This window comes from Corynebacterium nasorum (genome assembly GCF_022347325.1).
GTDB classification, from domain to species: Bacteria; Actinomycetota; Actinomycetes; order Mycobacteriales; family Mycobacteriaceae; genus Corynebacterium; species Corynebacterium kefirresidentii.
The window spans coordinates 173,114-185,895 of sequence record NZ_JAKRDU010000003.1 but is presented as its reverse complement, the minus strand read 5'-3'; the positions used below and the strand labels follow the sequence as shown (position 1 = coordinate 185,895).

Genomic DNA, 12,782 nt, shown 5'->3' with positions numbered 1-12,782 from the left:
TCGAACAGCTAATTATTAATCTCCGCCTACTGTACCAATCTGTTTCGCAGCAGGCGCGTTGCACCCGTGGCACAATGTGGCCTGTGACTACCCGCGACTTGCTTGAAGAACTCGCTCAGCGCCACGGCGTGGCCACCAGCTATACCTCCCAGTCTGGTTTCCCCGTCCACGTTGCTGAAGACACTATTACCTATACCCTGCGCGCTTTGGGCGTGGCCATCGATGACAATCCGGACGATGCGGCGCTAACGCAGCTGCTTTACGACGACTACCTCACCCGCTCCTCCCAGCCCCTTCCCCACTGCGTCGTCGCACCCCAGGGTCAGGAGCGCGGGTTCGTTGTCCATGTACACGCCGGCGCTGCCGCCAACGTACACATCGAATTGGAAGAAGGCGGCACCCGTGAGGTCTACCAAGATCGCAACGACGCCCCAGACGCAGACGTCGATGGCACGCTATGGGGCGAGGCCAGCTTCCATATCCCTGGCGATCTGCCGCTGGGCTATCACGAGCTGGTGCTGGAGTCAGAGGGCATCGGCAAGCATGCCTGCTCGCTGATTATTACCCCGGCGCGCCTCACCACGGCCGATGAGTTTGTCGAGCACCCGATTAGCGGCGTGATGGCGCAGCTTTATTCGGTGCGCTCGGAGTCTTCTTGGGGAATAGGTGATTTCCAGGATTTGGGGCAGCTGGCTGAAACGCTCGCGCCGCACGCGGACTTTTTGCTGGTCAACCCGCTGCATGCGGCCGAGCCGTTGCCGCCGATTGAGGATTCTCCTTACCTGCCCACCACGCGGCATTTTATCAACCCGCTCTACCTGCACATCGAATCCATCCCGGAGCTCAAGCTGTTGCCGGAGGACTTACAAGATGATGTGCGCGAACTGGCCGAAGAGTTTCGCCAGCGCAACCGCAGCGCGGAGGAGATTGAGCGCGACACCATTTTTGAGGCCAAGCTGCAGGTGCTGCGCGAGCTTTTTAATTACCAGCCCACTCCGGAGCGCGAAGAGGCCTTCGTGCGCTACGCCCGCGAAGAGGGCCGTGGCCTGCGCGATTTCGCTGCCTGGTGCGCGCAGCAGGATGCCGCAGCGCAATCGGGCCAGCGCCATGCCGAGGGCTTGGATACGGACAAGCTCACGCGTTTTTATTCTTGGCTGCAGTTCCTGTGCGATGAGCAGCTGGCCGCCGCCCAACAGCGTGCGCTCGATGCCGGCATGCGCCTAGGCCTGGTCACTGACCTGGCGGTGGGCGTGCACCCGGGTGGCGCCGACGCGGTAAATCTCACCGAATACTTGGCACCGCAGTGCTCGGTAGGCGCTCCGCCGGATGACTATAACCAGCAAGGCCAGGATTGGTCGCAGCCGCCGTGGCACCCGCAGCGCTTGGCCGCCGCCGGCTATGCCCCGTGGCGGGAGATGCTTTCCACCGTGCTGCGCCATGCCGGCGGCGTGCGCGTGGACCACATCTTAGGGCTTTTCCGCCTGTACTGGATCCCGCGCATGGCCAGCCCGCTGACGGGCACCTATGTCTCTTATGATTTTGAGGCCATGGTGGGCATCTTGGCTCTGGAAGCGCAACGCGCTGGTGCCGTGGTCATTGGTGAAGACCTCGGCACGGTAGAGCCGTGGGTACAAGACGTACTCGCCCAGAAGGCGGTCCTGGGTACATCCATCGTGTGGTTTGAACACGACGATGATGACTACTCCCCGCTGCCGCAGGAGAAATACCGCCAGCTGGCGCTGTCCTCAGTCAATACGCACGATCTGCCGCCGACCTTGGCCTACCTGCGCGGCGATCATATTTCGCTACGCGCGCACCTAGGCGTGCTTACCCGCTCGGTGGAAGAAGAGCAGCGCGATGACATCGAGTGGCAGGCCCGCGTACTCGCAACCGTGGCGGACCGTGGCCTCTTGCCACAGCGCGATTACCTCGTAGATCCGGCAGAGCGCGCTTCTCGCGGCGCGGAGGAGGATATAAGCGAAGCGCTGCATCGCTATATCGTAGGTACACCTTCGGCTCTTGCGTGCACCAGCTTGGTGGACATGGTGGGTGATGTGCGGGCACAAAATCAGCCGGGTACCACGCACGATTTTTATCCCAATTGGTGCGTGCCGCTATGTGATACCAACGGCGCTCCCCTGCTCATTGAGGATCTTCCTAGTCTGGAATTCTTCCAGCGCTTAGAGGCCACCAGCCGGAAAGCATAAAGCGGAAGGCCTAACGCTGGGCCTAGGCGCTGGTGCGGGGTGGAGCAGGTTTAGGTCCACAGGCCGATCAGTGCGACGACGATGACCAGCGATATCATCGTCCACAAGGTGAGCGAGACGCGGGATTTGGGCAGGGCGCGCTTGCGCTTTCCGGGCTGTTGACCAGGCGTGGCCGCCGAGGTAGAAGACTGGCCGGCGCGCTTGGCTTCGGGGTCCCAAAGTCCCTCGCGGGGGTTAGCGCGCAGCTCGGCGCGCTCTTGCCGTGCGCGCTCGATATTTTCCTCAGCCATGGTGGTCTACTTTAGTGCTGTGGCTGCGTTGCTGGGAAATCATGCGTTTGCCTCGGTTGGCTATGTAGTCGACCACCCACATCAGGCACCACGCTACGACCACCATGAGCGGCACGGCGATGGCCACCACGATGACCATTTGAATCCACACGGGCGCCTGCACCAACAATTGCGATAGCGTGCTGCCCAAGCTCGTCAACCACTCCATGGCTACTTATCCTACTTGCTCGCGGTAGTCTGGCTGACATGTCGAGCGCCCAGATTCCTGTTACCGTCGCCACCGCTTCCGGCCGGATCACCGGCGTACGCCGAGATGGCCTGCACTATTTCCATTCGGTGCGCTATTGCAACATCCCCAGCCCCTACTCTCCTGCCGAGCCATATGATCGCAGCGTCGATCAGGATGCCCGCGAGCCGCACCCAGAAGATATTGCTTTGTCCATTACCACTCCTGCCGATGCCAACGACTGCCCTGTGGTGGTCTATGTTCACGGCGGGCGCTACGAGCACGGATCGCACGAGGATCCGCGGCTTTCGGGGACAAAGAATGCCCGTCACGGTGTAATCCAGGTCAACGTGGGTTATCGGGTCGGTTTGGCTGGTTTCGCACGCTTTGACGGCGATGAGGCGGACCGCTACCGCGGCATCGATGACTGCCTCCTAGCTTTGGAATGGCTGCAGCACAATATCGAGGCCTTTGGTGGCGATAAAACCAATATCACCTTGGTAGGCCAATCCGCTGGGGCGGCAATAAGCTTGTGGCTCGCACGCCGCGATCACTTCCGGGGCGGCTTCCGCCGCGTGCTGGCGCTGTCACCGGTATTCCCGCGCGACCGCTTCGAGCACCGCGTCACCGACCTGCGCAAAGCTCTAGGCGTGCCGGTCACGCACCAGGCTCTAGAAAAAATGGACCCAGAATCGCTGGCCAAAGGGTATGCCAAATTCCGCAAGAAATATCGCTTCGATGTCGCGTTGGGCCCCGCGCCACTGCGGGCCGAAGAACTGGCGGATATCCCTATCGTGGTGACATCTACCCGCGATGAGTTCTATGACATGCCCCAAGCCCAGCGCATTGACAAGATGGCCCTGGCGGGCTTTATTACCAGCTATCTTTCGCCCAAGTTTGGGATTTCGCAGGGGCGCTTCAAGCAGTGGCGGCAACTGGCGCATTATGTGGATCCGCAGCGGCCGATGGGCCGGCTCATCGGTGATGCCGCAGTGCGCCGTTGGACCGCCCAGGTAGCCGAGTATGCTCCAGGACCTACGTGGATGATGGAATTTACCCGCACTAATGCCCCCGCAGTGCACTGCGCCGAGCTCGGCCCACTTTTTGGCGGCAATGGTAGCGAAGGGGAAAACAACGCCCCCGCCGAAGCGCTCAACGAGTGGCTACGCCATTTTGCCACCACGGGTGAGCCCGGATTCCCCAGCTATGGCGATGACCACCAGGTGCTGGAATTTGACCTCGATACGGGCGAGCGTCGCCTAGCCTATGCCACCTTGGACTATGTGGCCGCGGCCTTTTATAACGACGAGGAGCTGTAATTACAGCGCAGCACGCAGCTTTTCGTCCGCTAGCTCATCAATCATCCACGGACTAAAGACACCAGGCATGGCATCGGCGGCAGCAAAAAGCCGGGCCGGCTCGACCCACTGGTAGGAATCTACTTCCTCGGGATTGGGCTCCCACTGCGCATCGGGGGCAAGCTCGACGGTAAATACCGGGCAGATTTCGTTTTCTACCGTGCCTGAAGAATCCACCGCGCGATAAGAAAAATCCGGCAGGATTAGCCGCGGGGCGGATAGATCTGAAGGCGCGATGCCTAGCTCAAAGGAGGCGCGGCGCAGTACCGCAGCCGTATTCTCCTCGCCGGGAGCGGGGTGGCCGCAAAAGGCATTGGTCCACACGCCAGGCCAGGTGAGTTTGCTCAGCGCGCGGCGCGTGACTAGCACCTTGCCGCCGCAGGTTAGCCAGGCGGAGAAGGCAAAGTGCAGCGGGGTATCGGAGGTATGAACTTCGGCCTTGGGAGCGGTGCCGATGGGTTCGCCCGCGGCAGAGGCCAAGACTACAAGTTCCGTCATAGATTAAGGTCTCCTACCCAGGTCACGTTGCCTACGTGGAGGCGGGCATTCCACAGGTTGCCAGGAGTAACGTCGTAGCGGTATTGCAGATTCACCGAGGCACCCGCTCCCAACGGGTGGTCGAGTCCTGGTGGCTCCACATCCGGGGCAGACTGCTCGTCATAGGGCAAGGAATTAATCTTGGCCCAGCCACCATTGCCGTCGGCGCGCTCGAGGGTGGGATCTTCAAAGGCGTCGACCGGCAAGGGAACGTCGTTTTCATTCTTCAGCAGGATGGTCACTACGGAGCCGCCGGAATTGTTATCGGAATACACTCCCTGCAGTTCCCAGCTCACGCCCAAGCCCTTATCCTTTACCGGCTCGGCAAGGTTAGAAGTGACCTCTTTGTCATCGGTGTCCTTGGCCTCGTACGGGGCTTCTTCGGAGCTGGAGACGGTGATATTGTCCCCGAGCCCTGTTTCTTCCGGCTGGAGAACACTACATCCGGTCAGGGTCACGGCGAGAGCGCTGACCACGCCTGCGCCGAGTATGTGAGATTTTTTCACCGTGGATGGATCCTTTGCACGCGAAGATTGTTGTATTTCTGCACAAGTACCTTAGCCTAATCTTTCCGGAACTTAGGCATTTACTCCCGTGAACCCCGCATGTGGCATACTAGGCAGTCGCTTAAATCTCCCCTCCCCTAAAATCGCGCACTACCCGCCTTTTTGAATTGAGTGTGGCTTTATGAATTCCATCTTGCGCATTACTCGCAGTGCTTCTGCCCTGTGGCCCTATTACTTGGGCGTGCTACTAGCTGCCACGGTCACCGCAGTCCTAGCACTGATATCGCCCTTTTTGACGCGCCACGCTACCGATACGATCGTAGAGGCGCTGCAGACGGACGCCCCGGCCGGCGATGCACTGCGCACAGTGCTGTTATTGGCTGTGGCGCTTTTTCTTGCCGACGCCGCCAATGCCCTCTTCCGCAATATTGGTGGCTACATCGGCGATGTCATGGTCTCGCGCCTGCGCGAGATTTTGTCTACCCGCTACTTTGCCAAGCTGCTCGCCCTCCCGCAGGGCTATTACGATAACCAGGTCACCGGCACGATTATCGCCCGGTTGGATCGCTCGATTGCCAATATCACGCAGTTCGTGCAGTCCTTTGCCAATAACTTCTTCACGATGATCATTCAAACCCTCGCGGTATTAGCCATTACCGCGTGGTTCTACTGGCCGCTGGCCATCCTGCTGGCCCTCCTCTTCCCGGTATATATGTGGCTCACGGCGCTGACCTCGAAGCGCTGGCAGAAATTTGAGGCCATTAAAAATGAGAATATTGACCAGGCTAATGGACGCTTTGCCGAGGTCATAGGCCAGGTCAAGGTGGCCAAGTCCTTTGTGAGCGAGACCCGCGAGCTCTTCCACTTTGCTACGCGCTACCGCACCGTGGTGGATACCACTAAGCCGCAATCGCGCTGGTGGCACATGATGGATACCTTCCGCGGTCTGGCCATGGCGTTTATCTTCCTAGGTATCTACGGCGTTATCTTCTGGCGCACGCTGGAGGGGCATTTTTCCTTGGGCGATATGGTCATGTTGCTGCAGATGGTCTCCAGTGCGAAGCAGCCGGTCTTTATGATGAGCTGGATTGTCGATACCGCCCAGCGCGCAATAGCCGGTTCGAAGGACTACTTCAAGGTAATGGAAGAAGAGCTCGAGCCCACCGCCCCGCGCGAACTGGTGGCCGCCACCACTGGTTCGCATACCCCGCAGCTGGATCTCACGCCGGTTCGCCCGCTGGAGCCTACACCCGGCGCGCCGGTGTTTTCCTTTGAGCACGTTTCCTTCGCCTATGAGGAGGGAAAACCCGTGGTGGAGGATATTTCCTTCGCGGCCGCTGAGGGCCATAAGGTAGCGCTCGTGGGCGAGTCCGGCGGCGGCAAGTCGACCTTGGTGAACCTGCTTTTGGGCCTATACCACCCCTCAGAGGGGCACCTCGATGTGCTAGGCCACCGGGTAGACGATCTCACTGCTTCGCGCCTGCGCGCCTCGGTGGGCGTGGTCTTCCAGGAGTCTTATCTTTTCTCCGGCACCATTCGCGAAAATATCGCCTACGGCAAGCCGGGTGCCACGGAGGAAGAAATCGTGGACGTCGCCAAGCGCGCCAATGCCCATGAGTTTATCCAGGCTTTCCCGGATGGCTATGACACCGTTATTGGTGAGCGCGGTCTGAAGCTTTCCGGTGGGCAGAAGCAGCGCGTCTCCGTTGCCCGCGCCATGCTGAAAGACGCCCCCATTTTGGTATTGGACGAGGCCACCTCGGCGCTTGATACCAAGTCCGAGCGCGCCGTGCAGGCCGGCTTGGATGAGCTGATGAAGGACCGCACCACGCTCATTATTGCCCACCGGCTGTCCACCATTGCGGACGTCGATACCATCATCACCTTGGACCGCGGCCGCATCGATGAGATGGGCTCGCCGGCCGAGCTGGCGCAGTCCGGCGGTATCTATGCTGAACTGCTCAAACTCACTCAATCCACCTCGGCCGCAGACCGCCGCAGGTTGAAAAAATATGGCTTTGTCTCCGGCCACGCCTCCGAATCCGAGGAGGAAGAGGAGGCAGATGTCTAGGAGCCTGCACCGTTCAGGGAAGATAAGCCAGTTGAATAAAAGCGCATAAATGCGCTGGGGTGGCCGCGGGCTTCACGTTATGGTTGTGGCCATGGAGTTTCCTAGCCTAGAAGAATTGCAAGCCCGCGGAACCCGCAAGTGGACCGTCTTCGAAGAAGATGTGTTGCCACTGTGGATTGCGGAGTCCGACTTCCCCACCGCGCCCGCCATCAAGAAGGCGTTGGAAGAAATGGTGGATAGGGAAACCTTCGGCTATACCCCAGCACCCAAGGCCTCAGGACTGCGCGAGGCTGTAGCTAATTTCTATGACACACGCTATGGCTGGCGCCCCAACCCGGAGCACATTTTCTGGATTGGGGATGTAGTGCGGGGTCTTTTGCTAGGAGTGCAGTACTTTACCCGCGAAGGTTCCCCGGTCATCGTGCCAGTGCCTTCCTACCCTCCGCTGCTGGAGCTGCCGCGCACCGCTGGCCGCGAAAAGATCGAGACCAGCCTAGAGCTCGATGATATTGAGCGCGCCTTCCAGCAGGGCGCTGGCTCTATTTTGCTAGCCAACCCTTATAACCCACTCGGCCGTGTCTTGGACGAGGACTACCTCACCGGCTTGGTAGAACTGGCGGAAAGATATGATGCCCGCATCCTGGCCGATGAAATCCATGCCCCGCTGGTCTATGAGGGGCGGCATATCCCGGTGGCGTCGCTGAGCGCGGCGGCTGCCGAGCGCACCATCACGGTAACCGCTACTTCCAAGGCTTTTAATACTGCCGGGCTAAAGTGCGCGCAGATTATTTTCTCCAATACGTCCGATGTACACACGTGGAATGGCCTTACTGGGGTGGCCAAGGATGGCACGGGCACCTTGGGTGTGCTTGCTGCGGAGACTGCCTACCGCGAGTGCGGCGACTTCCTCGATGAAGAAATAGCGTACCTGCGGCAGACCCGCGATTGGTTGGTGGAGGAGCTGCCACAGCGCATCCCTGGTTTAAAGACCAGCAAGCCGGAGGCCACCTACCTGCTGTGGTTGGACTTTGCTGATACCGCCATCGGCGGCAATCCACAGCCGGCCAAATGGCTGCGGGAGAATGCGAAGGTCGCGCTCAATGAGGGCGATACCTTTGGCACCGGCGGTCCGGGACATGCGCGGTTGAATTTCTCTACCTCGCGCGAGATTTTGGAGGAGGCACTCGACCGCATGGAGCGTGCCTTCGCCGCACTCGATTAAGCCGGCCCGGCTGGGTCAACCATGTATTCTGCGTCACCCCCACACTTTGATTTCTCACCATGTGGGCGGTAATGTCTCATTACACGAACAGGCGTGACCCGCCACCTCGGACCACGAAGACGCACCCCACCCTGCCACCACCCCTCGGCAGATTGGGGAAAGCTTCCTCGCATTCTAGCTGTACATGGAAAATTAAGGAGCCACCATGGCTACCCCAGTCGCGTCAAGCACTGCAAAGCCCGTCGCCACCATCGTAATTGCGTCGCTAATGCTGTTTTCGATGTTCTTCGGCGCCGGCAACCTCATCTTCCCACCCATGGTGGGAGTTTCGGCCGGCACCAATTTTTGGCCTGCCGTCCTCGGCTTCCTCGCCGCCGGCGTGCTCCTTCCGGTCCTAGCCATTGTCGCCGTCTCCATTTCGGGCCGCTCCGTGCGCGACCTGAGCTCCAACGGCGGCGCGCTTTTCGGCCTCGTCTTTTCTGTAATGGCCTACCTTGCCATCGGCGCGTTCTACGCCCTGCCGCGCACCGGCGCCGTTTCCATGGAAACCGCCATCACCCCACTGCTGGGCTGGGAGGGAACCATGGCCAATGGCATCTTCAATGCGGTCTTTTTCCTCATCGCCCTAGCACTGTCCTGGAAGCCGAACTCCATTATCGATACCTTGGGTAAGTTCCTCACCCCGGCTTTGGTGGCGTTGTTGGTTATCCTCATCGCCTTGGCAGCTTTCAACAATCCCCGCGATCCCCAGACCCCTACTGCGGACTATACTTCTTCCCCCATGGTCACCGGCCTTTTTGAGGGCTATAACACCATGGATGCCATTGCGGGTCTGGCCTTTTCCATCGTCATTGTCGGTGCTTTACGTTCCAAGGGCTTTAAGACCAAGAAGTCCTTGATCAATGGCACCATCACCGCCGCTCTGGTTGCTGGCGCTTTGCTGGCCGCTATCTATCTGGGCTTGGCGTGGGTAGGCCAAACCATTCCCAATGGCCAGTCCTATGAGTCTGGAGCGCCCCTGCTTGCCGACGCCGCAAATCTCACCATGGGCACCATCGGCCAGGTCGTCTTCTCCGCCATCGTCATCCTGGCCTGCATGACCACCGCGGTGGGCCTTATCACCTCCACCTCTGCCTTCTTCGAAATGCTGCTGCCCAAGGTCAAGTACCACGTCTGGGCCTGCCTCTTTACCGCACTGTCCATTCTCTTTGCCTTCCAGGGGCTGGAGACGGTGCTGTCCATTGCAGTGCCCTTCATTACTTTCCTGTATCCACCAGCTATTTCCCTTATCTTCCTCACCCTGATCCAGCCAGTGGTGAAAAAGTCCGTGGTCTTTTATTGGACCTACCGTTTGGCACTGTGGGTATCGGTGCTGTGGTCGGCCTTGTCCGTTATCGCAGCTCAGGGCTGGGGAACCGACGCGCTCGATCCCCTCTTGAGCTTGGCTCCTGGCCAGTCCGTAGACCTCGGCTGGATCGTCCCTACCGCCATCGCGGCAGTCATCGGCCTCGTTGCCGATATCGCCACCAAGGCAGGCGAGAAGCACGAGGCCGCCAACCCACCGGCAACAGAGCCGGCGGAGGCCGACGCCCTCGCTGAGGCTTAGTCTTTTATTCCTGCCCTACCCCCCACTGTGGCGTATGCACCCAGGCCCCGCGGTCGAGGAGATTCCAAGGCGGCTTCGCGCGGCCTCGGGGTGTAGGGACAGTGTGCGCCGCTGATGTCCTCAGTGGGTTTGGATTATGAGCGCCCCGTCCACAGTAGGTTTAACAATCACGGCGTCCGCTTGGTAGTTGCCGACTACATCGCGCGTTCGACACCGATGTCGAGGCGCTTGTCAAGGCGCTGACCGCCTCTGAGCTCGGGGCCAAACTCGTGCCACCGGTGGCTGCTACCGCCACCCAAGACAGTGGCAACAAGCTAGCGCAGTTCGTCTAAGGATGAAAATGGCTCCTCGGTCGAGCTGCCATGCAAGGGCACGCGTACCCAAGGCGATTTGCTTTTGGCGAGTAGCTCGGTGAAACGTTCTGTTTGTTTCTTCATCGCCGCGGCGACGTCGAGCTCGCCATCACATGCCCAGATCATTCTTCCCCACCAGAAGCTCGCGGCGACGTCGGCCCACGAGACGAAGTGGTGCTGTAGCGCCGCCACGGCCCTATCTGAAATCTGCAGAAACTCTTCTGGCGAGATCCATCCCAACTCCGTTGCTGGTCCACCGACGTTGTGAACTCGGATAATGTCCCATGCACGAGTAGTCGTGGGGAGTGCCGGAGCTGTTGCCGAGACAAAGCTTTCCGAACGCAATAACCGAACGAGATGACGGAACTTATGTTCTGCGCCGCGCGTATCTACACCCGTTCCAGCGAAGAAATCTTTGAGAAACTCGACCTTTTCCTCGATTTCCGCCGCAAGTTCGCGTTCTGGAACATCCTTCACGGCGTAAGCAAGCGGTAATAGAAAATCATTTTCCACATGCTGGCCACCCGCGAGGAAATGATCAGTAGCCTGATGAGCCTCCTGCACACCGGTTACCCCATAGCTTTGCTCAAGGAATTCTTTGTACTGCTCAGCCGTCACCTTGCCGATCTCCTTACCCCCTAACGGAGTCGCAAACGATTTATTTTCCTTATACACCATCCCCCACGAGTGACGGCGCACCTCATCTGCACTCGGCTCCGGTTCCGGCCATGGGAATTTGGCAAGCATGTAGTGCGTAGAATCATCAAACTTTGCTGACGTGAACGTTGGGCTCATAACCCAACAAAGTACCGAGAATTTAACCTAGAGTCAGTGGATCCTCCGAGAGTACCCCCATATTTGGGTTATTTTATGTGCTAATTTGACAGTCCCAAGTCACAAATTTAGTTGGATTGTTAACCTCGATTGCATGACAGACCCCCAAACCGCATTGACCGACCGACCAGACCTCGGTGCTGCACTTGAACGTGCCGGCGATTCCGAGATCTTGCGCGCTGCCGCCGTGGCCGTTGTGGAAGGCCTTGGTGTCGACGAGATCGTGCTGGAAGCCGCCACTACGAAAGCCAGTGGGGTGGACGGTGCCGCTTTTGTCACCAACCGAAGGATTCTAGTATCCAGCAACAAAAAAGACCCATCTCATTTTGAATTTCTTGAGCTTGACAACCTCGGAAACGTCATTGCCCTGCCTTACGAAGGCGGTTGGGCCGTCGTGGCACAGCTCTACGCCACGTACAAAGTGTGGAGTGGTTTCACTGAAAAAGCGGCAGAGCGTATGCAGTTTGCTGCCCAGTGGGCCCTGACAGCAGGCAGGGAAGCACGGACGGAAGCCTCGCGCTCGGTGTCTTCCACGGACCTCTTCAAACGATGGAAGGAAAACAAGAATCGACTCAATCGCAATAGCTTAGAAGAGCATGTTGAGTCGATGCGTTCCCTATATTCCGACATTGATTCACGGTGGTGGACTGAATAATGAACCGACTTGCATACCCCGGTTCGCCCGACCGGCTTAATGGGGCAGAAGATACGTCACACATCAAGCGCTCCTCATCGAAAGCGGAGAATACCTATCGCTTATACATCGAGCACGGGTCGTTGCCAAGTAAAGGTGCGTCTCCAGCGACTGCGACAGGCGCTCGCGGCAATGGCGGGTCGTCAGGTCTCAGCACCAAGAAGCAGCTATTGCTTCTTCCGGTAGTGATAGCCGTCATCGTGATGTTAGCGATTGCCTATTTTGCAGCCAAAGACGCGCTCTCTGGTTCCAAATCCGAGGAGTCCGCTCCTCCGGAACAGCCCGCTGCTGACGCACCCGCTGATTCCGGTTTCGCCAACGATAGCGCTAATAACGAGACCGGAGAAAATACCACGGGCGACACGCTGAGCGACCTTACTCCTGCTGACCAAGTTCCCGAACCGATTGCTGACTTCGCGAAGTACTGCACGGACTATGACGTGCAATTTAACTACTACGGTGCGGACGGTTCACCTGCTCCAATGGCGAAGGGTTTTAACTGTGGCGTGGATACTGCGAAGGCACCTGAGGTCGGCTTCGTACTCTTTACCGATGATCCTTCCGCCACCGACGCCGTTCGTGACGGCAAGCCTATCCTCGATACCGTTGAGATTCCGGCAGAATCAACGCGCGGATCAACGTTCAAGGCCCAAAAATTAGAGTCTTTCACGACCGTCGCGGAAATCCTCCCAGATAATCAGGGAATTGTTGAGTACACGATCCAAAGCAACGACCCTGAGGTGGCAAAGAAAGTGCTAGTTAACCTCGGCGTGGCCAAGTAGAAATATGCTTACCCACGCTCGTAGGAACAGCCCATTACGTTGTTAGCAGTTCCCCCTTGGGGCACCGAAGATTCATAGCCTGTCCACCCGATTGGG

At 58.7% G+C, this 12,782-nt stretch carries 12 protein-coding genes; 7 read left to right on the top strand and 5 right to left on the bottom strand.

Going from position 1 to position 12,782, the window contains the following annotated elements; all coding sequences use genetic code 11:
• Nucleotides 1-83 precede the first annotated feature (83 nt).
• Nucleotides 84-2,207, top strand: a complete 2,124-nt coding sequence (gene malQ / locus MHK05_RS04535) for a 4-alpha-glucanotransferase (protein ID WP_239205098.1) — start codon at nt 84-86, stop codon at nt 2,205-2,207.
• Between the two features lie 50 nt (nt 2,208-2,257).
• Here malQ and MHK05_RS04530 read toward each other — a convergent pair whose 3' ends face one another.
• A complete protein-coding gene (locus tag MHK05_RS04530) occupies nt 2,258-2,497 on the bottom strand; it encodes a hypothetical protein (RefSeq protein WP_239205096.1) in 240 nt (79 codons plus the stop codon).
• Nucleotides 2,490-2,705, bottom strand: a complete 216-nt coding sequence (locus MHK05_RS04525) for a hypothetical protein (RefSeq protein WP_049361586.1) — start codon at nt 2,703-2,705, stop codon at nt 2,490-2,492. Before MHK05_RS04525 ends, MHK05_RS04530 begins: the two co-directional genes overlap by 8 nt.
• A gap of 38 nt (nt 2,706-2,743) precedes the next feature.
• On the opposite strand from MHK05_RS04525, the gene MHK05_RS04520 reads away from it, so the two are divergent.
• Nucleotides 2,744-4,042 (top strand): carboxylesterase family protein, encoded by a 1,299-nt coding sequence (locus MHK05_RS04520; RefSeq protein WP_239205094.1) that lies wholly within the window; start codon nt 2,744-2,746, stop codon nt 4,040-4,042.
• Here the strand turns inward: MHK05_RS04520 and idi are convergent, their stop codons facing one another.
• Together idi and MHK05_RS04510 are read right to left on the bottom strand one after the other, a co-directional pair.
• Nucleotides 4,043-4,579: an isopentenyl-diphosphate Delta-isomerase gene (gene idi / locus MHK05_RS04515; protein ID WP_239205092.1), complete on the bottom strand. Its 537-nt coding sequence runs from the start codon at nt 4,577-4,579 to the stop codon at nt 4,043-4,045.
• The gene (locus tag MHK05_RS04510; protein WP_239205090.1) at nt 4,576-5,124 is read right to left on the bottom strand and encodes a hypothetical protein; all 549 of its coding nucleotides are present in this window, start codon (nt 5,122-5,124) and stop codon (nt 4,576-4,578) included. The genes idi and MHK05_RS04510 overlap by 4 nt, the downstream gene beginning before the upstream one ends.
• A gap of 181 nt (nt 5,125-5,305) precedes the next feature.
• Between MHK05_RS04510 and MHK05_RS04505 the strand changes: the two genes are divergently transcribed.
• From MHK05_RS04505 to brnQ, 3 genes are all read left to right on the top strand, one after another.
• The gene (locus MHK05_RS04505) at nt 5,306-7,195 is read left to right on the top strand and encodes an ABC transporter ATP-binding protein (RefSeq protein ID WP_239205088.1); all 1,890 of its coding nucleotides are present in this window, start codon (nt 5,306-5,308) and stop codon (nt 7,193-7,195) included.
• 91 nt (nt 7,196-7,286) lie between these two features.
• Complete coding sequence (locus tag MHK05_RS04500; protein ID WP_239205086.1) at nt 7,287-8,417, top strand: MalY/PatB family protein; 1,131 nt, start codon at nt 7,287-7,289, stop codon at nt 8,415-8,417.
• 205 nt (nt 8,418-8,622) lie between these two features.
• Entirely contained in the window at nt 8,623-10,023 is a 1,401-nt protein-coding gene (gene brnQ, locus MHK05_RS04495; RefSeq protein WP_239205084.1) for a branched-chain amino acid transport system II carrier protein, read from the top strand.
• Between the two features lie 314 nt (nt 10,024-10,337).
• Here the strand turns inward: brnQ and MHK05_RS04490 are convergent, their stop codons facing one another.
• Nucleotides 10,338-11,171, bottom strand: coding sequence for a DUF1266 domain-containing protein (locus MHK05_RS04490; RefSeq protein WP_239205082.1), 834 nt, complete (start codon nt 11,169-11,171; stop codon nt 10,338-10,340).
• Nucleotides 11,172-11,304: 133 nt separating this feature from the next.
• On the opposite strand from MHK05_RS04490, the gene MHK05_RS04485 reads away from it, so the two are divergent.
• The gene (locus MHK05_RS04485; RefSeq protein WP_239205080.1) at nt 11,305-11,865 is read left to right on the top strand and encodes a hypothetical protein; all 561 of its coding nucleotides are present in this window, start codon (nt 11,305-11,307) and stop codon (nt 11,863-11,865) included.
• On the top strand, nt 11,865-12,686 hold the full coding sequence (locus MHK05_RS04480) for a flagellar basal body-associated FliL family protein (protein WP_239205078.1): 822 nt from the start codon (nt 11,865-11,867) through the stop codon (nt 12,684-12,686). The genes MHK05_RS04485 and MHK05_RS04480 overlap by 1 nt, the downstream gene beginning before the upstream one ends.
• Nucleotides 12,687-12,782: the final 96 nt, after the last annotated feature.

Coding starts and splice junctions, on each gene's coding strand:
- MHK05_RS04530 (WP_239205096.1), bottom strand. CDS start 2,497: ATGGCTGAGGAAAATATCGAGCGCGCACGGCAAGAGCGCGCCGAGCTG.
- MHK05_RS04525 (WP_049361586.1), bottom strand. CDS start 2,705: ATGGAGTGGTTGACGAGCTTGGGCAGCACGCTATCGCAATTGTTGGTG.
- MHK05_RS04520 (WP_239205094.1), top strand. CDS start 2,744: ATGTCGAGCGCCCAGATTCCTGTTACCGTCGCCACCGCTTCCGGCCGG.
- idi (WP_239205092.1), bottom strand. CDS start 4,579: ATGACGGAACTTGTAGTCTTGGCCTCTGCCGCGGGCGAACCCATCGGC.
- MHK05_RS04505 (WP_239205088.1), top strand. CDS start 5,306: ATGAATTCCATCTTGCGCATTACTCGCAGTGCTTCTGCCCTGTGGCCC.
- MHK05_RS04500 (WP_239205086.1), top strand. CDS start 7,287: ATGGAGTTTCCTAGCCTAGAAGAATTGCAAGCCCGCGGAACCCGCAAG.
- brnQ (WP_239205084.1), top strand. CDS start 8,623: ATGGCTACCCCAGTCGCGTCAAGCACTGCAAAGCCCGTCGCCACCATC.
- MHK05_RS04490 (WP_239205082.1), bottom strand. CDS start 11,171: ATGAGCCCAACGTTCACGTCAGCAAAGTTTGATGATTCTACGCACTAC.
- MHK05_RS04485 (WP_239205080.1), top strand. CDS start 11,305: ATGACAGACCCCCAAACCGCATTGACCGACCGACCAGACCTCGGTGCT.
- MHK05_RS04480 (WP_239205078.1), top strand. CDS start 11,865: ATGAACCGACTTGCATACCCCGGTTCGCCCGACCGGCTTAATGGGGCA.